The organism is Streptomyces sp. NPDC088194, from assembly GCF_040702025.1.
Lineage (GTDB): Bacteria > Actinomycetota > Actinomycetes > Streptomycetales > Streptomycetaceae > Actinacidiphila.
This window is the reverse complement of the sequence record NZ_JBFBIV010000035.1, coordinates 48845-72995: the sequence shown is the minus strand read 5'-3', so window position 1 is coordinate 72995 and position 24151 is coordinate 48845. Positions and strand designations below refer to the sequence as shown.

The following is a 24151-nucleotide window of genomic DNA, read 5'->3' as shown; positions in this document are numbered from 1 at the left end:
TCACGATACGTTGGGGAGAGGCCGGTGGGACGAGCGCGATGCGCAAACAGACAGCGGATCCAAACACGATGCAGTCCCCTGTACCGGCTCCGGGTCAGCGAGTGACGGTACGCAACCGCCCCTGGGTCGTCATCGACATCCTCCGCTCGACCGCCGCCAGCGACGATCCGGCCCGTGCCGCCGAGGCCGCGCCTAGCCACTTGATCACCCTGGCTTCGCTGGAAAGCGATGGCCGCGACGAGGAACTGCGGGTGGTCTGGGAGCTGGAGCAGGCCACTGATGTCCACAACCAGTACGAGCTGCCCTCACCCAAGGGCGGGTTTGACGACCCCGGTCGCCTGGACGCCTTCCTGGACGCGGTGCGCTGGGGGGCCATCGCCTCCGCCGACAAGACGGCCCTCCAGGCACCGTTCCGCTCGGGCGTCGAGATCCAGGACTACCAGCTGGACCCGGTGGTTCGCGCCCTGTCCATGCCGCGCACGAATCTGTTGATCGCGGATGACGTCGGCCTGGGCAAGACGGTGGAGGCCGGCCTGGTGATGCAGGAGCTTATGCTGCGCCACCGTGCCCGCTCCATGCTGATCGTCTGCCCCGCCGGGCTGACGCTTCAGTGGCGGGACGAGATGCGGGACAAGTTCGGCCTGGACTTCCGCATCGTCAACACTCGGATGCTGCGTGAGCTGCGCCGCTCGGCCGGGCTGTACGCCAACCCGTGGACACACCATCCGCGCCTGATCGTCTCGATCGACTGGCTGAAGCGAGAGCGCCCGCTGCGGATGCTGCGGGAACTGCTGCCGCCGGTCCCGGAGTACCCCCGGGCGTTCGACCTGCTGGTGGTGGACGAGGTGCACACCTGTGCGCCCTCCGGTACCGGAAAGTACGCGGTGGACTCGCAGCGCACGCGGGCCGTGAAGCTGCTCGCGCCGCACTGCGAGCACCGCCTCTTCCTCTCCGCGACTCCGCACAACGGCTACCTGGAGTCCTTCACCGCGCTCCTGGAACTGCTCGACGACCACCGTTTCGCACGGGGCATCAAGCCGTCTGAGGAGCAGCTGCGCCGGGTGATGGTCCGCCGCATGAAGTCGGATCTCCCGCCGCTGTGGAACGGCAAACCGCGCTTCCCCAGGCGGGTGCCGCACGCCTTGGAGGTGGAATACACCGACGGTATGCGGGAGGCATACGGGAAGCTGGCGGCGTACGCGCGCTCGCGCCGCGACGGCCAGGGGGACGGGAAGTCCGGCCGGACGGCCGCCGACTTCGTGACGACCCTGCTGAAAAAGCGCTTCCTGTCTTCCCCGAAAGCGTTCGCGGAGACGATCAGCACCCACCTGAAGACGATGACGTCACGCACGGCCGGGCCTACGGACGAACCGGCCCCAAGCGTCCGGGTGCTGCGACCCCTGATCGACGGGATCGAGGACGCTGAGGAGGAGAACGAGCAGGAGCAGGCGGAGGCGGCGGCCCGAGCCCTGACTGCCGCCCGCCAGGCCATGCGCCCGCTCTCGGACCACGAGCACAGGCTGCTCAAGGAACTCGACGCGTGGGCCGTGACCGCAGGGAAGCGGCCGGACGCCAAGTTCGCCCGCTTCCGTGAGTGGCTGGACGGCATCGTCTGTCCGGACGGCCCGCTGGGCGACTGGGAGGCGGAGCGGGTCATCGTCTTCACCGAGTACCGCGACACCCAACGCTGGCTGTACGGCCAGCTGCTCGCCGCCGGATACCCCGCGGAGCGGATCGCGCAGCTCTACGGCGGCCAGGACCAGGAGGAGCGGGAACAGGTCAAGCAGGTCTTTCAGGAGAGCCCCGACCTGTCCCCGGTCCGTATCCTGCTCGGCACCGACGCGGCCAGCGAGGGCATCAACCTCCAGGCGCACTGCCACCGGGTCCTGCACTGGGAGATCCCGTGGAACCCCAACCGGCTGGAGCAGCGCAACGGCCGTGTGGACCGGCACGGGCAGAGGGCCGACCAGGTGGACGTGTACCACTTCGTGCCGCGCGGCTGGCAGGGCTTCGACCCGGCCCACGACCACCAGACGGACTCCGGCTACGAGGACGGCGCCCTGGAGGACGAGCTGCACTTCCTCGCCGTGGCCGCCCGCAAGACCGAGCGGATCCGCGAGGACTTGGGCAGCGCGGGCGAGGTGATCGCCGCGCAGGTCGAGCAGAAGATGCTCGGCCGGCGCTCGAGCTGGACCACCGCCGACGCGGAAATCACGAAGCGGTCCGGCAGGGCCGTCCTGAAGGTCGAGCGCGACCTGGCCCGCGACCTGGAGCGGCTGGTGGATGCCCTGGCGGACAGCCGCATGCAGCTGCACCTGACCCCGGAGACCGTCGAGCGTGTCGTCCGTACGGGCCTGCTGCTGGCCCACCGCAAGGATCTCACAGAGATTCCCGACCCCCAGTCCGGCCGGGGCGCCCGCTGCTTCCGGCTGCCCGAATTGCCCGGCGCCTGGGCACGCGCCCGCAACGATGGCCTGCGCCACCCGCTCACCGGCAAGGAGCGCCCGGTCGTCTTCGATGAGGCGGAGGCCCGCGACCGCACGGACGTGGTGCACCTCCACCTGGGGCACCGCCTGGTCCAGATGTGCCTGCGCCTGCTGCGGGCGGAGCTGTGGTCGAGCGGCGCGAGCGCCCGCCTCTCCCGTGTAACGGCCCGGGTGGTGCCGGACGGTGTGCTGCGGCAGCCGGCGGTGGTCGCGCACGGCCGGGTGGTCATCACCGGCAGCGGTGGGACGCGGCTGCACGAGGAGGTGATCACCACGGGCGGGCTGATCGAGGGCGGCACGTTCGTTGCCGGGAAGATGGAGGACGTCGACGGGTGGCTGGCCGAGGCCACGGAGGAGCTGCCCGCAGAGGCCGTCCTCTCCGAACTGACCGACCTCTGGCCCCAGCTGGAAGACCGTCTCACACGCGCCCTGAGCAACCGGGCGAACCGGCGCTTCCGCTCACTCGAGACGATGCTCGCCGAACGGTGCGAGCAGGAGGTCGAGGGCATGCGCGCGGTCCTGGAGGACCTGGGCCGTTCGATCCGGGCCCGCCTGGACGACAGGGGATACTGGCAGCAGGAATCGCTCTTCGACATCGACGACGAGCGCCGCCAGCTGCGTGCCGACCGCGAGGCGCTCCTGGAGCGGCTGCGGAGGCTGCCGGAGGTGACGCAGACGGAGACGGCCGCACTGCGCCGCCGCTGGTCCGATCCCTCGCCCCGCTGGTTCCCAGTCGCCGTGACCTTCCTCGTCCCCCGTTCCCTCTCCGCCACCGCCCGCCAGGAGAACCGCTGATGCCGCCCGCCGCCCGCACCTCCAGGAGGATTCCGCCGAAGGGCTCGGTCCCCACCCCAGCCCAGCAGCACGAGGACTGGCTGCGGCTGCTGCGCCCCGACGGCCCGTTCCTCTCGCTGCCGGTGTTGGTCGACGCGTTCCCGCAGGGCCTGGACACGGTCCCGCCGGAGACGTGGGAGCGGCTACGGCAGGCCTGGGCGGAGGTCCAAGAGGACCCGGCACTGCTGCGCTCCGCGTGGGAGACGTTCGTGCTGGCGGAGCTGCTGGGATGGCGGGCGCCCGGCCTGCGCGAGGGTGCCGCGATCCCCGAGTCGCTGTGTGCCGGCGTCAACACGCCCGACGCGGTCCTGGTCGGCCCCGGCCGGTCGGGCGGTCTGGCCCCGCGCGCTCTGTTCTTCCTCACGGCCGACTGGGAAGGCCCCCTCAACCGCCCGCGCGGCGAACAGCCCGGCCTCGCCGATCGCGCGGCCGAACTGTGCCGCGCCCGCGAGGTGCCGCTCGCCTTGCTGACGAACGGCCGCGAATGGGCCCTGGTCCACGCCCGGCCGAAGGAAGCGACGACGATCGCCGTCTTCGACGCGGACCTGTGGACCGAGGAACCAATCCTTGCTCGCGCATTCACGAGCCTGCTCACCGCGAGCCGTGTGGTCCGCCCGCCACTGGACGCGGAGGGCAAGCCCTCCGATTCCACGGCAGGCCTGTTCGCCCGCACCGCCGACGCCCAGTCCGAGGTCACCGACACCCTGGGCCGCCAGGTGCGCGAGGCGGTGTCCCTGCTGGTGGCGGAGGTGTCTCGGCTGGACCGCGAGTCGGGCGGCGACCTGCTGCGGGGCGTACCGGCCAAGCAGGTCTACGAGGGCGCGCTCACCGTGATGATGCGCCTCGTCTTCCTCCTCTACGCCGAGGAGCAGCGCCTGCTGCCCTCCTGGGACAAGCTGTACCGCGACTCGTACGCCGTCGGCCCCCTGCACGACGAGCTTGCGAAGGCGCAGAACCTGCACGGCGACGAGCTGGGTGACCGGGTGGAGGCGACCTGGCCGCGCCTGCTCGCGGTGTTCGCCGCGATCCACGGCGGCAGCACTCACGACCAGCTGTGGATCCCGCCCTACGGCGGCTCGCTCTTCGACCCGTCCCGCTTCCCGTGGCTGGTCCAGGCCAAGGTGACGGACCGGGTGGTGTACGAGATCCTCGACGCCCTCCTCACCCTGCGCGCCCGCAGAGGCTTCAAGGGCAAGGAGCGCCTGTCGTACAAAGGCCTGGACGTCGAGCAGATCGGCCATGTCTACGAGGGTCTGCTGGAGTACGGCTGCCACTGGGCGGAGGAACCGTACGTCGGGGTCTCCTTCGGCCGGGACCGCAAGTACGAGGCGGTACTGCCGCTGGCCCGCCTGGAGGAGTGGTCGGCGGCGAGGACGATCGCCGACCAGGTGGCGGCGGCGGCCGGCGCAAAGCCAGCGACGGTGGAGGCGGCACAGGCCACGTCCGGCACGGTGACGGTCGAGCTGGAGACAGCGTGCGGCAGCGACCCCGTCCTCGTCGAACGGGCGGCCGCCTTCTCCGGCCTGTACGGCACCGACCTGCGCGGCGAGCCGAAGGTGTGGCCTGCGGGCTCAGTCATCATAGTCCGTTCGGGAAATCGGCGAGACACCGGCACGCATTACACGCCGAAGGCGCTGGCCGAGGAGGTCGTGGAGCACACGCTGGCCCCGCTGTGCTTCTCGCCGGGCCCGGCGGAGGGTGCGGAGACGGGTGTCTGGCGGGCGAAGAAGGCCGAGGAGCTGCTGAAGCTGCGGGTGCTGGACCCGGCGATGGGTTCCGGCGCGTTCCTGGTGTCGGCGTGCCGGTACCTGGCGGACCGGGTGGTTGAGGCGTGGCTGCGCGAGGCGGAGCTTCCGCCGGAGATCGCACGGGACGTGGACCGGGACGACCACGAGCAACTGCACCAGATCGCCCGGCGGTTGGTGGCCGACCAGTGCCTGTACGGCGTCGACCGCGACCCCATGGCTGTGGAGCTGGCCAAGCTGTCGCTGTGGCTGGTGACGCTGGCGAAGGGGCGGCCGTTCTCGTTCCTCGACCATGCGCTGCGGTGCGGCGACTCGCTGATCGGCGTCATCGACGTGCGCCAGGTCCGGCAGTTCCATTTGGACTGGCAGGACCGGCAGTTGAGCCCGGAGGTCGCACGGGCGCTGGAGAACACGGAGTCGCTGCTGTCCCGGGCGGCCGAGCTGCGACGGCAGATCGAGTCCACGGCGGTCACGGACATCCGGGTGGTGCGGGACAAGGCCAAGCTGCTGGCGCAGGCGGAAGCCCTGAGCGGCAAGCTGCGGCTGGCGGCGGATGCCGTGGTGGGGGCTGCGCTGGCCGCCGAGGGCATCTCCGACGAGGAGGCGTCCGAGATCACCGGCGAGGAGAACGTCGGCGGGGCACGGGGCGCTGCGCGGTTCCGTGACGCCAAGGAGGACGCCAAGAGCCGGGCGTACCGGTACCGGCTGGAGGCTGTGGCGGGGCTGGTCGCCACAGCGCTGGGGGACGACGAGTCGGCTGCGGAGGTTGCGGCTGCGCAGGCGCAGGCGCAGGCGCAGGCGATTGTGGCGGGGTGGCTGAACGGGCCTCGGGCGGAGGCGGTTCGGCCGTTGCATTGGCCGTTGGAGTTTCCAGAAGTTATGGGGGGCGGCGGCGCTGCCGGGTTTGACGCGGTGGTGGGGAATCCGCCGTTTATGGGTGGATTGAAGATCACCGGCGTGCACGGGCACGCCTATCGCGAGTACCTGGTCAACCGGCTAGCCAGCGGCACACGTGGGCACGCTGACCTCTGTGCGTACTTCCTGCTGCGAAACCTAAGTATCGCACCGGGACGGCGCACGGGCATTATCGCTACGAAGACGATCGCGCAGGGCTACACCAAGGAAGTGGGGCTTGAACAGGCGACGACGAACGGCTGGACCGTTAGCCGGGCAAACAGGTCTCAGCCCTGGCCCGGTACGGCCAACGTCGAGGTTGCCCTTGTCTGGCTGGCTCAGAACTTGGGATCCACCGAAGCCGTATCCCTTGACGGCAAGCACGTAGATGGGATTACCCCGCTCCTCACAGCCCGTACGCAAGCCACTGGCAAGCTCCATCACCTCGTGGAAAACGAGAACCGAGCATTCATCGGATCGTACGTTTTGGGTTCCGGATTCCTCCTTGAACCTGAACAGGCCCAGGAACTCATGGAAAAGAATTCTGCAAATAAGGACGTCTTGTTTCCATACTTCAACGGCGACGATCTAAACCAGCGAACCGGGGCACCAGCGCGACGTTGGGTAATCAACTTCCGCGGATGGTCCACCGAAGAAGCATCTCGGTACGAGGATGTCTTTGCGATCGTTGAACGCGAAGTAAAGCCGCTACGCGCGAAAAACAAGAGACCAGCGCGCCGAGACCGCTGGTGGCAGTTCGCTGAGCGTGCACCGCAGTTGTACGAGTCCATCGCAGACCTTGAGCAGGTCATCGTTATTGGCCAAACAACCAGTACGCAACTGCCTGCACTCATGCCTAGCGCCTCTGTCTTCGACCAGACGTTGATCGTCTTCCCGACGGACAGTCACGCAGAACTGGCCTTCCGTAGCAGTGAGTTCCAATTTTGGTGGACCGTCCGATACGGTCCTACCCGTACCGCAGATTTGCGCTATACACCAACGACCTGCTGCGCACCGCTTCCTGCCCCAGAACTGAACGAGGAACTTGTCAGCCTGGGCAGGGCAATGGAAACCTTGCAGAAGCGTGTTGGTCTCGCACTCACACCGCTGTCGCAGAGCATCCACTCACCCAAGGAGACAGCCTCCGACATCATCGCGCTCAGAGACCTCCACCGCAGGATCGACCATGCCGTGTTGGCCAGCTATAACTGGGACATAGATCTTGAGTATGGCTTTCACGAGACCCGGCGCGGAACCCGCTACACCATGTCACCAAGGGCCCAGACGAAGGCACTGGACCTGCTGCTTCAACTGAACCACGCACGGTACGAGGAGGAAGTTAAACGGGGAGAGCACACGCCGGAGGCAAAACGGCGGAGGGCTGCCGCCCGTAAGGCCAAGGGGAAGACTCGGGCCGCCACGCGTAATTCCAGTGCTGCCCAGGGACACTTCGACGAGGGCACTCTGTTCGCTCAGCCCGACGCACTTTTCTGAGCCGTACGGCAATTCCCCGCGCCCGGCTGGGCCCGCGGGATCCGTCCCGTCATCGCCGGACGAGGCGTCGTACATGGCTCCGGCCTGGGTGTTTTCCGCTGGGTGGTAGAGCGCACCATCGCCTGGCTGCACGGATTCCGCCGCCTGCGGATCTGCTGGGAACGACGCGACGACATCCACGAAGTCTTTCTCGGCCTCGCCACCTGCCTCATCATCCACCGCCACGTCCAACGCCTTTGCTAAGGACCTCTTAAACCACACCAGCCAGCACGGTTTCCTGCAACTGACCCGGCGATCGCACCACCCGTGAGACGGCCAGCCGCAGTCGCGCCCGGTTACACGCCCCCGGACGAGCCCTCGCCACGCCAGCGTCGCCTCCTCGCCGTCCCGAAGCCATCGTGCCGCTCGCCCGACCTCCTCCATGCCGCAGCCGACGTCGTCGCCGGCCTGCGCCGCCACGACCCCCGCCTGCTCCTGTCCGCCACCGAGGCCGAACACCTGGTACCCGGCGTCGCTGCCTGGCTGGAGCGCGACCTCACCCCCACCGCCGTACGCCATGCCCTCACCGCGAACCTGCCGAACAATTCCCTGATCCGCCCGGCCCCGCTCCTCGCTCACCGCTTGACCGCCTGACCGCCTGACCGCCCAGCTTCCGCCCCCGCCGCCGTTCCGGCCCCCGGACCCTGAGCCCCGCCACCTCCTCCAGACCTGCGACCACGGCGACCACGCCTTCCGGGCACCGCAACCGGGTAGTGCCGTGAGTGCAGAGAGGTGGACGACCAAGTGCCGGAAATCTCTGACGGGGTAAGACCCGCACGGCAGGATGATCCGTGGCTGCAGAACTCGCCGTCATACTCCGCACCCTCACGGCGTCCATCCGTACCCGACAGGACTTCATGTGCTGCCTTCCTTCGCCGCGAACGGCTTCCTTCCGCTGGGCCGCTATTCCGTCTCCTTCGAGGAGGCCGAGGCCATGTTGGTCGGCGCGCCGGAGTTCCAGGACTCAGACACACGCCAGTCACTGTGGGACGGACTGCACGCCTTTCTGGATCCCTTCTTCACGCTGGAGGACGCGTACGGGGACGTCATGGACGGGCACACGCTCATCCACAGGCTGTGGCTCGGCGGCAGCTTCGTAAGCGCGAAGACCGATCCGCGGAACATCGACGCGACCCTCCTGATCGACGTGAGTGCCGAGCGCGCCGTGCGCGGCAGACCCGGCTCCAAATGGCTGACCACCGCTTTCCAGAGCCGGGACAACATGCTGCGCAAGTTCGGAGTCTCACCGGTCAGGGTCGGGTACCAGCCCGTCGGCCATGTCTTCCGGCCTGACCGCTTCACCGCCGAGGAACGGACATACTTCATGGAACGGGGTGTGTGGGACGACTGGTGGCAGCGATGCCGACTGCCCGGCCAGACGGACCGCTCCCCGTCGCGCGAGAGTGCCGCCCCGGCACGCGGATACCTGGAGGTGCGACTGTGACCACCGGCGACAGCTGGCGTGAGCGCAGGCGTGCGCTGCTCGGGGACGATCCGGCCGCGGCCGAGAACGCTGCGCGCCTCCTCGAGGAAATGGGCACCGAAGAACGGGACGACGAGGAGGTCGAGGCGGAGCACCGGGCCAGCCGTCTCGCCGCGGTACGTGCCTACGAGCCCGACGCCCGCCTCGACGAGGAACTGCGGCTCCGGCTGACCGGGCCGGACACTGAAGGGGGTGCACTGCGCTTCCAATGGGGCGACGCTCTGCTGAATCCGGTAGAGAACGCCATCTCCGTCGCAGCGGGCACTCCCGTTCAGCTGGAGCTCACGGGCATCTCAGCCGGCAGCACCGTGGTCCATGCGCGTCCCGTGCCGTCCGCCGCTTTCTCGGAGCCCCCGGCCATGGACGCTCCCGCCACATCGGCCACGAGTACCGGCATGCAGATGCTCATCAGACTGCTCGGCGCGCTCGAGGCTGAACAGGACGTGCGTGAGTGGTCGCGTCTCTTCGACGCGGTGGACACCCTGGCACGGGCCTTGAGCAAGTACGAGCTCGATTTGGGGATGACCTGGTACGGCGCTGACGGAGACACGCGCAGGGCTCAGCTCACGGAGCGCGGCAGGCGCTATGTCGAGCGGCTTCGTGAGACGAGGCCCCGCGACCAGGAGATCATCATCTCGGGCCGCATCACTGAGCTCCGCGAAAGCGGCTGGGTGAAGGTCAAGACGGGCACAGCCAGGAACGCGCACGCTTACGACGTCCACTTCGAGGAGCCGGAGGCACTGCTCCGCATGCGTCCAAGCCTCGGCGACAACGTGCACTTCCGGGTCCGCTTCCGTCAATGCCTCGATGCGGTGGGAATCGCCCGATCAACCGAGTACAAGTATCTCGGCCCGGCGGCGGAACAGTCTTCTCTGCCGCTTGAACCCTGATCAGAGCGACCCGAGGACGAAGATCCCGCCGCGGCAGGGGCTCTTCTGGAGCCGACCGCCGTACTGGACGAAGCCATGAAGGCAGTATGCGGCTGCCTCCACGCCCTCCGCACAAGCCCCTACTCAGGCCTTACCACGAAGTCCCGAACTTCTCGCATTCGCATCCCCGTACCCCGCGGCTCCACGTCACCGCTGACCGCGACCTCCCACCCGTTGCGCCCTGCCTCGGTGGCCCTGTCGATGTCCTGCGCCCGCAGCACCACCCGGACGCTCCGATGCCGCTGGGAGTCATCGTGGAGGAAGGAACCGTAGACCGTCGCCTCACGAGGGTTCACATCCCAGTGCAGCTTGGTCACCACCCCGTGCAGGATCGCGTTCTCCTCACGTCCTAGCCGCTCGCGCAAGTTCTGCGCCACGGCCTCCAGCGCCACTACATGACGTCGGTTGATCACAACCGGCGGTGAGGGCTGCTCCACCGGCCGCTCGGCCGACCACGCGAAGGCGAGGGAGAAGACACGGCGCTCCTCGCCCGCGATCCTCACCAGGGCCTCGCACAGGTTGGCGGACAGGCCGGCACCCGACATGTGCTCGACGCGCGGCACGGAGTCCTGGGCCAGGGTCAGCTCGGCGGCCTCGTGCGCGCAGGTGACACCCGCGTACAGCATCCGGGACACCCGGCGGGCGAACGGTTCGGACCGCTGCGCCGCCAGGCTGCGCTGCCGAGTCAGCTCCGTCTCGTCGAAGAGAGAGCCCTGGCCCCTGCGGTCCTGTCTGCCGTAGGGGCCCTCCGGCAGGGGGACGTGAGCGGCGACGACGTAACTGCCGACACGGGTCTGGTCCAGGCGTACCGACGCCACATGGTCCTTCACCGGCTGCGGTTTCTGTGCGGGCTGTACCGCGCGAGGGCCCAGCGCCGAGGACGCCGCCGCCGTGTGCAGGTCCTTCAGGCCGGTCAGCGCCGACACCAGGTCGAGCAGGGGAGCCGTACCCGAAGGGCCGGGCGGCACCAGGCGCAGGAACTGCCAGTCCACCGGGGGCAGGCGCATCTCCCGGAGGATGTCACCGGCGGGCCGCGCCTCCACCACGGCCAGCGTCTCCAGGATGTCGGCGACCCGACCGGCGTAGTCACGGCGGCGCCGCACCGGCACCAGCAGTTCGTAGGGCGGGCCCGGCTCGTCGCGCGGCCTCCACTCCCACAGCTCTGCGCCCGACAGGTCCCGCTCCGCGCTCCAGCCCTTGCCACTCAGATAGCGCCGGACGACCTCGGGCGCGAGGGTCGCGGCCCGCTCGAACTCCGCGTCAGTGATCACCGTCATCCCACCCCCACCAGCTCCCGGTAGTCCTCGGCGAACAGATCGTGCAAGGAGTCGGCGGTCAGCAGGTTGGCACGCGGGACGTAGACAGTGCGCGTACTCGAACCCGATGTGCTGTCCGGTGCGAGGGGCTCCTGATCGTGCAGGCACAGCCAGTACGCGGCGTGGCTCAGGCGTAGCCGCTCCTCGGTGACGTGCGACCAGGCATGGGGGTCGACCGGAGCCAGCACGAGGAACAGGAAGCGGGGCATCTCGTAGTCGGTGCCGGCCAGCTGGTTGTAGTTCTTCACCTTGAGCGGATAGCGGATGTGGTCTTCGTGGAGGTCCGGCGACGCCGTGCACTTGACCTGCGCCTCAATGGCCGGATATTTACGGGTCCCCCTGCGCCCGGCGTACCCCAACTGCCAGTCCACTCCGACCCGGTCGCGCTCCTTGCGCGTCACGTCGAGGTTGGCCGCTGTGGCCAGCATGCGGATGAACTCCTCACCGAAGGCACCCCGATGGCCGTTGTCGCCGAAACCGTGCGATCCCTGCACCCAGGCGGGCGCGGGCACAGGACTGCTCGGCCCAGTGGATTTCGGGGCGAACAGGCGCTTCAACAGGTCGTTCGGCTGCTGGTGGGGGATGCCACCGGTCGTGCTGTCCGTCATCTGCCCCCGATCACCCAACGCACAGGGCACGTGCGGTCCTCGTGCACCTGTGTACCCCTCGTTCAACGCACAGTAATGGAGGTCACACCTTCGGCCAATAGCCTTGATCAGAATCAGGCCGCACCAGTCCGCCCCGGACGGCCCTGAGAACAGCCGACCGCCGACCTAATGATCGGCTCCGTTACGGGAAGTCCGTTCACGATGTCAGCGCATCGGCCTACTCTGAGCCCGTGACCCAGCAGCCTCTCACCGGCCCCGATCCCGAGCCGGCCGTCGACCCCGCCGCACCGGTGCTGTCGGCGCCCACGCACCGGCAACTACGGGACAAGCTCGCCGAGCTCGTCGTGCGCGACCTCCTCGGGCCCAGCGGGGACGAGCAGGAGGAGTTGTCCGAGGGCAACCCCCTGGATCACTACATCATCGGGCGCCTGGCACCCGGTAGTGTCCGCGACGAGGACGGCCCCGACCTGCGGACCGTCGGCAAGGTTGTCGAGCCCGAGACGCTCGAAGAGCCGGGTATGGCCCCCGAGCAGGAGCCCGAGGCTGGTGACCCCGACCCGTCCGCGCCCTCCATGCCCAGCCTGCATCCGTCGACGCTGGGACTGACCCTGCGGGTGGCCCGCGAAACCCAGGAGCTGAGGGTCGACTGCGCCTGGGCGCGATACGAGCGCGGCGAGTCGGAGATCGAAGGCAACTACCGGCGGGTGTGGCGCCGCGTGCCGTGCTCGGGCACCGTCACCGTGAAGCTGGCGGAGGGCAGACTCGCCGCCCAGGCGGTGCACCCGAGGGACTACCCCCACATCGTCGTACGCGGCCGGGCCCGGCTGCATGAGGGCTCCTGGCTGGTCTCGCTATTCTTGGTCAACGGGCAGGAGAACAAGCCCGGTTGCGCGCACTGGCTGTTCCAGGCCTCGATGACGGTGGCGGGCGCCCCCGGCACCGCTCCCTTCCTGCCGCGCCGGGCCGTCGAACTGCCGGGCGACGACCACGACGAGCGGCGCTCGCTCGCCATGGCCTACCGCTTCCACCCGGAGTTCGCCGTCGGGCACGGCACCGGTGTGCACGCCGTGCCTGCCCCGGCCGACCCACGGCGCGCCGTGCGCCTGTCCACGACGGCCACCCCGTCGTACGAGATCCCGTACACCGACGTCCCCGACCCCCGCCGTGACCGCCGCGACCAGGACCTCCCCGAACTCAGCGACCTCGTGCTAGACATGCGTGAGCTGAGCCGAGTGGAGGCCGCTCCCCTGCGGGCCGCGCTGCAACCCCTCGTCGACGGGTACCGGACCTGGATCGAGCGTCAGCGCCGGTCCGTGGACAATCCTGCCGTCGGCCTCGACGCGTACCGGGCCGAGGCCCTGGAGAACCTGCGGCTCGCCGGTGTGGCGGCCGACCGCATCCAGGCCGGCATCGACGTGCTGCGGGACGACCCCGACGCCCTCGACGCCTTCCGCTTCGCCAACCGTGCCATGTGGCACCAGCGTGTGCACACCATCGCGGCCGCGGACCGGCGCCGTGCGCCCGCGCTGACGCTGGACGAGGCGGTCCAGGCCGTCGACCTGCCGGAGAACCGCAGCTGGCGTCCCTTCCAGCTGGCGTTCCTGCTACTCAACCTCCCGTCGCTCGCGGACCCCGCTCATCCCGAGCGCGCCGACGACCGCGGGGCACTGGCCGACCTGCTGTGGTTCCCGACCGGTGGCGGAAAGACCGAGGCCTACCTCGGTCTGACCGCGTTCACCCTCGCCATCCGCAGGCGCAAGCCGCATCTCGGCGGCCTCGACGCGGAGCACGGCGTGGCCGTGATCATGCGGTACACGCTGCGACTGCTCACCATCCAGCAGTTCCAGCGCGCCGCCGCAATGATCTGCGCCTGCGAGGTGATCCGCCGCGAGGAACCTTCCCGCTGGGGCGACAACCCGTTCCGCATCGGGTTGTGGGTGGGTGGCCGCGTCACCCCCAACACCACCGACCAGGCCGCCGAGTGGGTCAAGGAACGCAAGAAGGACAAGGGGTTCAGCGGCTTCGGACGCACCGGTTCACCGCACCAGCTCACCAGCTGCCCCTGGTGCGGCGCGAAAATGGAGGCGGGCCGCGACATCGCCGTGGAGCCCACCCTGCGCCGGACGCTCATCACCTGCCCCGACGCCTACGAATGTCCCTTCGGGGCCGCCGCCTTCGGGCTGCCGGCCGGGCAGCAGGGACTGCCAATCCTCGTCGTCGACGAGGAGATCTACCGCCTCCCGCCCAGCCTCGTCATCGCCACCGTCGACAAGTTCGCCCAACTGCCCTGGCGCGGGGAGACCCAGGCCCTGTTCGGCCAGGTGTCCCGCCTGTGCACGCGCCATGGATACGTAACCCCGTCCGCCGTCGACAACGACTGGGAATCGTCCAGCCATCCGCCGGGCCATGGCCACGAGGCTGCTTCCACCGTGGACGCGCAGCGCGTACGGCCGCCTGACCTGATTGTCCAGGACGAGCTGCACCTCATCTCCGGCCCGCTCGGCTCCCTCACCGGGCTCTACGAGACAGCCGTGGACCTGCTGTCCACCTGGGAGCCCGACCCGGGCCGCAGCGTGCGACCGAAGGTCATCGCCTCCACCGCCACCGTGCGCCGGGCCGACCGGCAGATCCACGACCTCTTCGCCCGCCGCACGGCCGTCTTCCCGCCCTCCGGACTCGACGCCGACGACACGTTCTTCGCCCGTCGCCGCGACACCGCCGAAACCCCCGGCCGTCGTTACGTCGGCATCTGCGCCCAGGGTGTGCGCACCAAGTCCGTGGCGATCAGGGTGTTCGTCGCCCAGCTCGCCGCCGCACAGTACCTGTACGACACCTACGGTCCCAGCGACCTGACCGACCCGTACATGACGCTCGTCGGCTACTTCAATAGCCTGCGCGATCTCGGAGGCATGCGGCGACTCGTCGAGGACGACGTGTCGGCGAGGCTGCTGCGAGCCGACCGCCGAGGGCTCGCCTCCCGCCGTATCGGGGAACCCGCCGAGCTGACCAGCCGCATGGCCTCCGAGGCCATCCCTGACATCCTGGCCAAACTCGACCTCACCTTCGGCCGCAGGCCCAAGGGATCCCCCCGGCCCATCGACGTCCTGCTCGCCACCAACATGATCGCCGTCGGAGTCGACGTCGCCCGGCTGGGCGTCATGGTCGTCAACAACCAGCCCAAGTCGACCGCCGAGTACATCCAGGCCACGAGCCGCGTCGGCCGCCGCGCACCCGGTCTCGTCTTCACCCTTCTCAACTGGGCCCGGCCGCGCGACCTGTCGCACTACGAGACCTTCGAGTCCTTCCACGCCAGCATCTACCAGCATGTCGAGGCCCTGTCCGTCACGCCGTTCGCCGACCGTGCCGTGGACCGGGGGCTGACCGGTGTCCTCGCCTCCCTCGTCCGCAATCTCAAGCCCGACTACAACCCCAACCGCGGCGCCCAGTGGGTGGACCGTCGCGGCGAGGTCGTCAGTCATGCCGTGCGCTCCCTGGAACTGCGCGCCCGGGACGTCCTGGCCGACCAGCACGTCGTCAACGAGGTGCGCACCCGGCTCGACGCCCGCCTCGATTATTGGGAGCAGAAACGCCGCGCACCCGGCGCCGTCCTCGGGTACCGCGCGGCAAAGCGGCAGGGCGACGTCGCCCCGCTGCTGCTAGAGCCGGACAGCGGCCCGTGGCGGCTTATGACCTGCCCTACCTCACTGCGCGAGGTGGAACCCCCGATCCGGCTGATCTTCACCGGTGCGACGGGGCCGGAGCCCGACGAGGAACCGCCCTACGCACCGCGCGCGCAGGACGACGACCACACCGGCCCGGCCGACGGTGACGACGACCCCTGGGAGCGGACATGAGCAGCCCCACCACTCAAGCACTGCGCGTGGGCGAACTACGGCCGAGCCAGCTTCTGCACACCTACGGCATCGGCGCGGTCACCGACTTGCCCAACCTCTCGACCATGGTGATGGGCCTCGACGAGTGGGACCCCGTCCGTGCGCGCGTCCTGACGGAGGACCGTCTCCTGGCCGCCGTACGCCGCCGCCTCGGCGGCTCGGTCACCGCGCTGCGGACCCCGCCCCACCTGCCGGAAAACCCTGCTGACCCGTACGGTGATTGGACCAGGACGGGTGTGCCGGTCGCCCTGTTCCCCCGGTGGCTGCGCTGTTCCCGCGAGCGGTGCAATCAGCTGGCACCGGCTTCCAGCGGTCTCTTCCAGCTGCGGCCCAACCTGTACCGGCCGGAGAAGACCAAGTACGTCCACACCAACTGCGGTGGTCCGGGAAAGGGCCAGCCGACAGCCCTGCCCGCCCGGTTCCTGGTCGCCTGCAAGGACGGGCACATGGACGACTTTCCCTGGGTCTACTTTGTCCACAAAGGCGGCAGCCACTGCGACAACCCTACTCTGAGCCTGACCGAGTCGGGTACGACCGGTGAAGCCGCCAATGTCTTCGTGCGCTGCACGTGCGGGGCGGTCCGTTCCATGGCAGACGCCATCGGTCAGGCCGGGGAGAGCAACCTGCCGGCCTGCCGCAGCCACCACCCGCACCTCGGGACCTTCGCGCCGGGCGGTTGCCGCGAGTTCGCGCGGACGATGGTGTTGGGCGCCACCAACAGCTGGTTCGCCTCCCAACTGAAGGTCTTCAGCATTCCGCGTGCCGAGGAGCCGCTGACCCAGGCGGTCAAGGAGCACTGGCAACTACTGTCCCCACTCGCCGCTGTCCCGTCGCAGGCCGCGAAGATGCTGCTGCCCACGCAGGCCTGCTGGCCCGAGCTGGAGCAGTACGGGGCGGACGCGGTGTGGGCTGCCATCACCCGGGAAGCACAGGCGGTCACGGGCGAACCGGAAGAAGAGGACGAGGAGTTCGACCTCATCACGCCCGAGTGGCGGGCTTTCACTCATCCACGCGACCACACCTTGCCGGACTTCACCACGGTGCGGGAACGGCGCGTGCCCGACGGGACCGCCGACTGGCTGGACAGTGTGGTCCTGGTCCACCGGCTGCGCGAGGTGTCGGCGCTCACCGGCTTCACCCGGATCGAGGCTCCCGAGTGGCTCCCCGACGAAGAGCTGCGCACCCGCCCCGGAGCGCCCCTGAGCCGCAGCGACCCGACCTGGGTTCCCTGTGCCGAGCTGCGGGGTGAGGGCGTCTTCCTCGCGCTCAAGGAGAAGCCACTCGCCCAGTGGGAGCGACGCCCAGCAGTGCTCGCCCGCGAAAAGTTCCTGAAGGAGGCACACCGGGACTGGTGCCTGGCCCGCGGCGTGGAACCACGCTGGCCAGGAATCAGGTATGTGCTCCTGCATACTCTCGCCCACGTCCTGATCCGCCAGTTCGCTCTGGACTGCGGATACGGGGCGTCAGGGATAGCGGAGCGGATCTACGCCCGGTCCGGGACCGACCCCATGTCCGGCATTTTGCTCTACACCGCCGCCCCCGACAGCGAGGGAACCCTGGGTGGACTCGTCTCGCTCGGACGCGGTGAACGGCTCGGGCCCGCCATCGCCGCCGCCCTCGAGGAGGCCAGGCTGTGCAGCTCGGATCCGATGTGCGCGGAACACGATCCGCGCATCCATGCCCGATTGCACGGGGCAGCCTGTCATGCGTGCCTGTTCGCGGCGGAGACGTCCTGCGAGCGGGGCAATCACTACCTGGACCGCGCGCTGCTGGTGGAGACACTGGCAGACGACAAGTGCGCGTTCAGGCCGTGAACCAGCCGAGTGGGACGCCGGACCGGGAGGGGGCGAGCAGACCGTCGTCCCATCCGGCGGATGTACCGATGGCCCGGAGCGGCACACCGCCGCGTCGCCTCGGGAGGCTCCTCGCCACTCTGTGCGAACGTTTGCCGGACGAACGCCTTGTCGCTGTCGGGCAGGTCCTTGAGACGGCGGCCGGCCCGGATGACGTCCTGGTCAGCCACTTTATTGCGGCCCAGACTGCCGCCGGTCTGGCACGGCAGCTCTTGGAGATCACCCATGCCTGGCACGCTGAGGCACCTGGCATGACTGGAGCCGGACTGGCTTTGGCTCTTGCCACGGCCAGGTCGTACCCACGGCCCAGAGCACCGCAGGTCGTCATCCGCGGGCCCATGAGCGCGTCGGTTCCGGCACGGCTGACGAGTGGTGTCGCCGTGGAGGTGATCCGCTCGGCAACCACGTCGCTGCTCATCGCCAGCTTCGCTGCCCACGGCGTTCGGGACGTCGTAAGAGAGATTGCGCAAGCCGTCGATCGAGGCGTGCACGTCGATCTCATGCTCGAAGAGTCCACGCAGGCAGCGACGGCCTTTGCCGCTCTGCCCAAGGGGGTCCGCATCTGGTATCGGGCGGAGGCAGTGGGCGTGCTGCACGCGAAACTGATCGTTGCCGACCGGCACACAGCCCTGTTGGGCAGCGCCAACCTCACCGACCGCGCCTTGTCCGACAATATCGAGCTCGGTGTAGTGCTTCGAGATCCAAAGCTCGTGGACCCTCTGATCCAGCATTTTCGCTGGTTGCTGGTACCTGAGAACAACGTGATGCGCCGTGCGTAAACGACTCAGACGCAGGCCTGGCTCAAAGCAAAAGAAGGCGCCCGGGACCGACAAGGTCCCGGGCGCCTTTGCGATCCGTGTGCCTGCCACTTCGGCTGCGGCTTGCGCACCGACAGGTGGGAATTCGCGTAGGCGGGCTCGTCCAGCTCAGTCGGGGCGCCCATCATCAGGTCCTGGGCGTTGCCGTTGAGCGGGAAGGGGATCGTCTCGCGGATGTTGGGCTCGTCCGTGATGAGCATGACGATCCGGTCGACGCCGGGTCGATGCCGCCGTGCGGCGGGGGCTCGCGCCTGGGCGAGGGCGCGGTTGACGGTTCGTTGGTGGGCGTTGGTGGGTCTGAGGTCTCCGCCTGGTGGACGCCTCAGGCCGGTGGTGACCCATGTGCCAGCGCCCTGGCAGGGGCGGTCGGCGTTAAGCCCGTGGGCGCAGAACCGATCCATGGGTCTCGAGTTGATCGGAGTGGGAAGCAGCCTGCTGGTCGATGCACCTCGCGCACCCTAGCTGCACCATTCCGGCAAATTGGGCAATAGTCGACCAATGCTGGAGCCCTTCCTGCTCGCTCCCTCGGCCCCATATAACGATCGTTAACTGGTGGACTAGACCTCTCAAGAGCGCGATCAAAGCAAAAGCCCAGATCAGAGGGTATCCGACCTGGGCTAGATGGAGCCGCCTTCGGGATTCGAACCCGAGACCTACGCATTACGAGTGCGTTGCTCTGGCCAACTGAGCTAAGGCGGCTTGGTGCGGGGTGTGCTGCTGGGCACAAGGGTGTCAGCAGCAGCGGGGGAAAGTCTACAGGGTTGAGGAGGGTGCTCGGGACCGTGGGGGGATCATGGGGAGGGGCTGGTCAGGAGCACTTCTTGTGGGCGGGGGGGACGGTGCCCGCCAGCAGGTAGGCGTTGACGGCGGAGTCGATGCAGGAGGACCCGCGGGCGTAGGCGGTGTGGCCGTCGCCGTTGTAGGTGAGGAGGTGGCCGGAGCTGAGCTGGGCGGCCAGCGACTGGGCCCAGGCGTAGGGGGTGGCGGGGTCGCGGGTGGTGCCGACGACGAGGATCGGGCCGGCCCCGTCCGCGGTGATCTTCGCGGGGTGCCCGGTCGCGGGGACCGGCCAGTAGGCGCAGCCGAGGGAGGACCAGGCGAGGGTGGTGCCGAAGAGGGGCGACGCCTTGCGGAAGGAGGGCAGGGCCTTCTCGACGTCGGCGGGGGACTTGAACGCCGGGGGCAGGTCGAGGCAGTTGACCGCGGCGTTGGCGTACATGAGGTTGCTGTACTTGCCGGAGTCGTCGCGCTCGTAGTAGCTGTCGGAGAGCTGGAGGAGTGCCTCGCCCTGGCCCTTGGTCGCGTCGGCGAGGGCGCTGCGCAGGCTCGGCCAGGCGGACTGGTCGTACATCGCGGAGATCACACCGGTGGTGCCCAGGGCCTCGGTGAGCGGGCGGGCCGCGTCGCTGGTCTTCAACGGGTGGGCGTCGAGGGACTTGAAGAGGGCGGTGAGGCGCTTGCCGGCGTCGGCGACGGAGGTGGTGCCGAGCGCGCAGCCGGCGCGGGCGACGCAGTCCTTGGCGAAGGCGTCGAAGGCGACCTCGAAGCCGCCGGCCTGGGTACGGCTGCTTTCCAGCGCGCTGATGGAGGGGTCCATCGCGCCGTCGAGCACGACGTGGCCCACGTTCTTGGGGAACAGCCCGGCGTAGGTGGCGCCGAGGAAGGTGCCGTACGACTTGCCGACGTAGTTGAGCTTCGGGTCGCCGAGGACGGCGCGCAGGACGTCCATGTCGCGGGCGGAGTCGACGGTGGAGACGTGGCCGAGCAGCTTGCCGGAGCGGCGGTTGCAGGCCGAGTCGAAGCCGCGGTCGGCGGTGGTGAGGGCGTTGATCTCGGCGCGGTCGTCGGGGGTGGTGTCGACGGCGGTGAAGGCGTCCATCTGCTTGTCGCTCAGGCACTCCACGGGCTCGCTGCGGGCGACGCCGCGCGGGTCGACCCCGACCATGTCGTACCGCGAGGTGACGGCGGAGGGGTAGCCGAGGGCCGCGTACTGGAGGTAGTCGATCGCGGAGCCGCCGGGGCCACCGGGGTTGACCAGGAGGGAGCCGAGCTTCTTGCCCTTGCCGGTGGCCTTCTTCCGGGCGACGGCGAGCTTGAGGTCGTCGGCCGCCACGGGGTGGGCGTAGTCCAGCGGGACCTTCAGGGTGCCGCAGTCGAACCCGGGCACGCCGCAACTGTGCCAGCTGATCTTCTGCTTGTAGTACGACGACAGGTCCGCGGAGGAGGTACTCGACGCGGAGGGCGCGGACGAGCCGGCCACCGACGACGACGCGGAGGGCGCCGGCGAGGAGGCCGCGGCCGCCTTGTGGCCGCTCCCTCCCGAGCATGCGGTCAGCAGCAGTCCGGTCACCGCGATCACGGTGGCGGGGATGCGGAGCAGGCGCGTGGGGTGCGTGGCGGCGGGCATCAGCGGCTCAGGTCCTCCCGTTGGGTGAGGCGAGCGTATCCGGCGGAAGCCGTCGAGGTTCGCCAACCCTGTCGCCTTTTGAGTGATTCCGGGTTTTACGGGTGGTTTCAGGGTGTGACGTGGGGGTGGCTGGGCATCGTGGAGGTGTGGGCGCGGGGTGAAGGGGTTCGCGGTGGTGTCGGCGGGGTTCGCCGGGCCGTGGAGGTGGGTGCGGGCGCGGGTCTGGGTGCGGTGACCGGCGCGGATGTGGATACGGGTGCGGATGTGGATACGGGTGCGGTGGCGGGTTTGCGCGCGGGTGCCGGTGTGTGGGCGGCGGGTGCCCTGGAGGTGGGTGCGGACGCGGAGTGGGGTGCGCGCGGGGGCTTGGTGGGCGCGGTGTGCGTGGTGCCGGTCGGCGTGGCGGTTGACGTACCGGTCGGCGTGGCGGTGACGGTCGGTGCGAACGGCGACCCGGGCGTCGGGGTGAGGCTCGCCGTCGGGGTGCGGGCCGGGCCGTCCAGCTTCTCGGTGAGATACGCGGCGACCTGGGCCGGCAGGTCCTTCGCACGGGGCACCCCGTCGAGCAGCCTGACCTGGTCGCCGGTCGGCCGGAGCGAGGTCCGCAGCCGTACCGCGGAGGCCCGTTGGCCGGCCTGCGCGGTGGTGGAGGCGAGCAGGAGGGAGGGATAGCGGCCGGTCGGGCGGGTCATGGCCGGGTAGTCGCCGGAGATGCCGACGGCGGCCGCGTAGCGGTCCGGGTGGGACAGCGCCTCGCGGACGGCGCAGGGTGCCTGCGAGCCGATCCCGATCACACCGTGCGCGGTGCGGGCGGTCAGGGTCCGGTAGCGGGCGGCCACCTCGGTGAGCACGGCCGCGGAGTCGGCGGCGCACCGGGGCGGAGCGACGAGCAGGAAGGAGTTGGCGCGGCCGCGGTTCGCCTGTCCGGCGAACGCGGAATACAGGCCAGAAGCGGCGGAGGAGCCGGCGGAGGAGGTGTGGACGATGACGACGGGATAGGCGACGCCGGACGCGGACGGGGTCGTGTAGTGGCGCGGCAGCCATACGCGGGTGCCGTCGCGCAGTTCCTGCAGGGTGCCGCCCGCGGGGTGGCCGAGGACGCGCAGTTCCGGCGGCGGCGGTGCGGGCTCGGGAGTGCGGGCGGGCGGCGACGGCATGACGTCGGGCTCGCGTGCGGCCACGGCGCGGGTACGGACCGGGCCGGCCGCGGCATCGTGCACGAGCGGCACGGCGACGGTCGCGGCGAACAGCGCGGCCACGCCCGAGGCGCCCGCGCGCAGCAGGGTGCCGCGATGGTCGACGGGCAGTTCGTACACCCGCCCGGCGCGCTCGCCGTACCAGTGCCGCAGGGCCCGTACCGCCAGCAGTGCGGTCGCGCCGAGGGCAGCCAGCAGGAGGAGGACGAGTACGGCGTCGGCCACGGCGGAGCCCCTTCGGGACGGCTGCGGCCCCGCGGGGACACGGCGAGCGGCGGGGACGCTGCCTGCACCTTGCATCCGCGGGTGCCCGGCGGGCGGGACCCGGGTGCGCCCGGGCCTCGTGATCACCCGAAGGCAGCACAGGGGGCGGGGTGCGACGGGTGGAGTCCGGGCTCGTACGGGAGCAGGGCGGGAGCGGGGCTGATGGTGCCCGGGTGCCCGGGTGCCCGGGTGCCCAGGCGCCGGCTCGGGCTCAGGGTTCGGGCTCGGGGCTCGGGCTCGCCGTACGGGCAGGGGCGTGGCAGGCGGGACCCGTGACGTCCGGGCACCGCCGAACCGTGCCCCGTGGGACCCGGGCATGCGTGGCGGCGGCGTCCGGGCGACCTCCACGGTGCGCGCGGCACGCACGGCACGCACGACTCGCACGGCGCCCACCGCCGTCGCCACACCCGCACCCGACGCCGTACCCGGGCGCGAACGGGTGCGCGGGTCAGCCGGCGCGGAGAGCGAGGGTCATGGCCTCGACGGCGAGCAACGGCGCCACGTTGCGGTCGAGGGCCTCGCGGCAGGCGAGCACCGCGTCAATGCGGCGCAGGCTGTGCTCGGGCCGGGAGGAGGCGGCAATCTGCTCGATGCCGTCGAGGAGGTCGATGTTGGCGACGCGGTCGGGGGAGCCGCCGAGTTGGAGGTTGAGGACGTCGCGGTAGAAGCCGGCGAGGTCGGTCAGTGCGAGGTCGAGGGTGTCGCGCTGGGTGCGGGTGGCACGGCGCTTCTGGCGGTCGGCGAGGTCCTTCATCACTCCGGCGGTGCCGCGCGGCATCCGCCCGCCGGTGCCGGACGCGGCGCCCAGGGCGGCGCGCAGTTCCTCGGTCTCCTTGGCGTCGACCTCTTCCGCGACGGCCTTGGCGTCCTCGCCGGCGGCGTCCACGAGTTCCTGTGCGGCGCGCAGGCAGCCGCCGATGTCGGCGACGCGCAGCGGCAGGCGCAGGACGTTCGCGCGGCGGGCGCGGGCGGACTCGTCGGTGGCCAGCCGGCGGGCCCGGTCGATGTGGCCCTGGGTGGAGCGGGCGACGCGGGCGGCCAGGTCGGGGTCGATGCCGTCCCTGCGGGTGAGGACGTCGGCGACCGCCTCCGGGGAGGGGGTGCGCAGCGTCAGCAGCCGGCAGCGGGAGCGGATCGTGGGCAGCGCGTCCTCCACGGACGGCGCACACAGCAGCCACACCGTACGGGGGGCGGGCTCCTCGATCGCCTTGAGCAGCACGTTGGCGGCGCCCTCGGTGAGCCGGTCGGCGTCCTCCAGGACGATCACCTGCCAGCGGCCGCCGGCCGGGGAGAGCGAGGCGCGGCGGACCAGGTCGCGGGTGTCCTTGACGCCGATGCTGAGCAGGTCGGTGCGGACGGTCTCCACGTCGGCGTGGGTGCCGATCAAGGCGGTGTGGCAGCCGTCGCAGAAGCCGCAGCCGGGGGGCGCGCCCAGCTTCCGGTCCGGGCTGACGCACTGGAGCGCCGCCGCGAACGCCTTCGCCGCGGTGGCGCGGCCCGACCCGGGCGGGCCGGTGAAGAGCCAGGCGTGCGTCATCCGGGAGGCGTTGGCCGCGGGGGCGCCGGGCGGCTGTTCGGCGCCGTGGTCAGGCGTCACGAGCGCGTCCGCGGCCTGGGCGGCCGAGGCCAGTTCGGCCACCACGGCCGGCTGCCCCACCACGTCGTCCCACACGGCCATCGCGCCCGCACCTCGCCTCACGTCCGGCATCCGCCCGGCCGGCGTCTGCTCGTGTCCTGGTCTTCCGGGTACCACCGCGGTACCTCTGCCGCGAGCCGCTGCCGTACCCGGCGCACCCGCTCCCCCATTCTGCGGGACACCCAGGACACTCGGGCCACCTCGCCGGGCTTCAGCCGGCCCTCGCCGGGCCCTCGCCGGGCCCTCGCCGGACTTC

At 70.1% G+C, this 24151-nt stretch carries 12 protein-coding genes, 1 tRNA gene and 3 pseudogenes; 9 read left to right on the top strand and 7 right to left on the bottom strand.

The features are described 5' to 3' along the window. Positions 1 to 38 precede the first annotated feature (38 nt). From drmD to AB0399_RS20780, 6 genes and pseudogenes are all read left to right on the top strand, one after another. Positions 39 to 3281, top strand: a complete 3243-nt coding sequence (gene drmD / locus AB0399_RS20805) for a DISARM system SNF2-like helicase DrmD (protein WP_366412335.1) — start codon at positions 39 to 41, stop codon at positions 3279 to 3281. Continuing rightward, positions 3281 to 7453 carry a DNA methyltransferase gene (locus AB0399_RS20800; protein ID WP_366412334.1) on the top strand — a complete coding sequence of 1391 codons (4173 nt, stop codon included), beginning with the start codon at positions 3281 to 3283 and terminating at the stop codon, positions 7451 to 7453. The genes drmD and AB0399_RS20800 overlap by 1 nt, the downstream gene beginning before the upstream one ends. Positions 7454 to 7486: 33 nt before the next feature. Then, positions 7487 to 7696, top strand: a pseudogene (locus AB0399_RS20795) (transposase); the annotation flags it as partial. Between the two features lie 117 nt (positions 7697 to 7813). Continuing rightward, positions 7814 to 8261 (top strand): annotated as a pseudogene (locus AB0399_RS20790) (helix-turn-helix domain-containing protein); the annotation flags it as partial. Positions 8262 to 8351: 90 nt separating this feature from the next. Next, on the top strand, positions 8352 to 8936 hold the full coding sequence (locus AB0399_RS20785) for a hypothetical protein (protein WP_366412333.1): 585 nt from the start codon (positions 8352 to 8354) through the stop codon (positions 8934 to 8936). Further along, positions 8933 to 9865 carry a hypothetical protein gene (locus tag AB0399_RS20780; protein WP_366412332.1) on the top strand — a complete coding sequence of 311 codons (933 nt, stop codon included), beginning with the start codon at positions 8933 to 8935 and terminating at the stop codon, positions 9863 to 9865. The genes AB0399_RS20785 and AB0399_RS20780 overlap by 4 nt, the downstream gene beginning before the upstream one ends. A gap of 119 nt (positions 9866 to 9984) precedes the next feature. On the opposite strand, the gene AB0399_RS20775 is transcribed toward AB0399_RS20780, so the two are convergent. Together AB0399_RS20775 and AB0399_RS20770 are read right to left on the bottom strand one after the other, a co-directional pair. After that, positions 9985 to 11181 carry a hypothetical protein gene (locus AB0399_RS20775; protein ID WP_366412331.1) on the bottom strand — a complete coding sequence of 399 codons (1197 nt, stop codon included), beginning with the start codon at positions 11179 to 11181 and terminating at the stop codon, positions 9985 to 9987. After that, positions 11178 to 11828, bottom strand: a complete 651-nt coding sequence (locus tag AB0399_RS20770; protein ID WP_366412330.1) for a DUF4365 domain-containing protein — start codon at positions 11826 to 11828, stop codon at positions 11178 to 11180. Before AB0399_RS20770 ends, AB0399_RS20775 begins: the two co-directional genes overlap by 4 nt. A 230-nt stretch (positions 11829 to 12058) precedes the next feature. On the opposite strand from AB0399_RS20770, the gene drmA reads away from it, so the two are divergent. The 3 genes from drmA to drmC all read left to right on the top strand — a co-directional run bounded on the left by drmA (position 12059) and on the right by drmC (position 18353). After that, complete coding sequence (gene drmA / locus AB0399_RS20765; protein ID WP_366412329.1) at positions 12059 to 15682, top strand: DISARM system helicase DrmA; 3624 nt, start codon at positions 12059 to 12061, stop codon at positions 15680 to 15682. Further along, on the top strand, positions 15679 to 17535 hold the full coding sequence (locus tag AB0399_RS20760; protein WP_366412328.1) for a DUF1998 domain-containing protein: 1857 nt from the start codon (positions 15679 to 15681) through the stop codon (positions 17533 to 17535). The genes drmA and AB0399_RS20760 overlap by 4 nt, the downstream gene beginning before the upstream one ends. 131 nt (positions 17536 to 17666) lie before the next feature. Beyond that, on the top strand, positions 17667 to 18353 hold the full coding sequence (gene drmC / locus AB0399_RS20755) for a DISARM system phospholipase D-like protein DrmC (protein ID WP_366412327.1): 687 nt from the start codon (positions 17667 to 17669) through the stop codon (positions 18351 to 18353). Positions 18354 to 18358: 5 nt separating this feature from the next. Here drmC and AB0399_RS20750 read toward each other — a convergent pair. The 5 genes and pseudogenes from AB0399_RS20750 to AB0399_RS20730 form a co-directional block, all read right to left on the bottom strand. Beyond that, a pseudogene (locus tag AB0399_RS20750) lies at positions 18359 to 18633 on the bottom strand (amino acid--tRNA ligase-related protein); the annotation flags it as partial. Between the two features lie 381 nt (positions 18634 to 19014). After that, positions 19015 to 19091, bottom strand: a tRNA-Thr gene (locus AB0399_RS20745). Between the two features lie 109 nt (positions 19092 to 19200). Continuing rightward, a complete protein-coding gene (locus tag AB0399_RS20740) occupies positions 19201 to 20799 on the bottom strand; it encodes an alpha/beta hydrolase (protein ID WP_329367930.1) in 1599 nt (532 codons plus the stop codon). A gap of 107 nt (positions 20800 to 20906) precedes the next feature. Beyond that, positions 20907 to 22220: a hypothetical protein gene (locus AB0399_RS20735; RefSeq protein ID WP_366412326.1), complete on the bottom strand. Its 1314-nt coding sequence runs from the start codon at positions 22218 to 22220 to the stop codon at positions 20907 to 20909. Positions 22221 to 22707: 487 nt separating this feature from the next. Then, positions 22708 to 23937, bottom strand: coding sequence for a DNA polymerase III subunit delta' (locus tag AB0399_RS20730; RefSeq protein WP_328465516.1), 1230 nt, complete (start codon positions 23935 to 23937; stop codon positions 22708 to 22710). Positions 23938 to 24151: the final 214 nt, after the last annotated feature.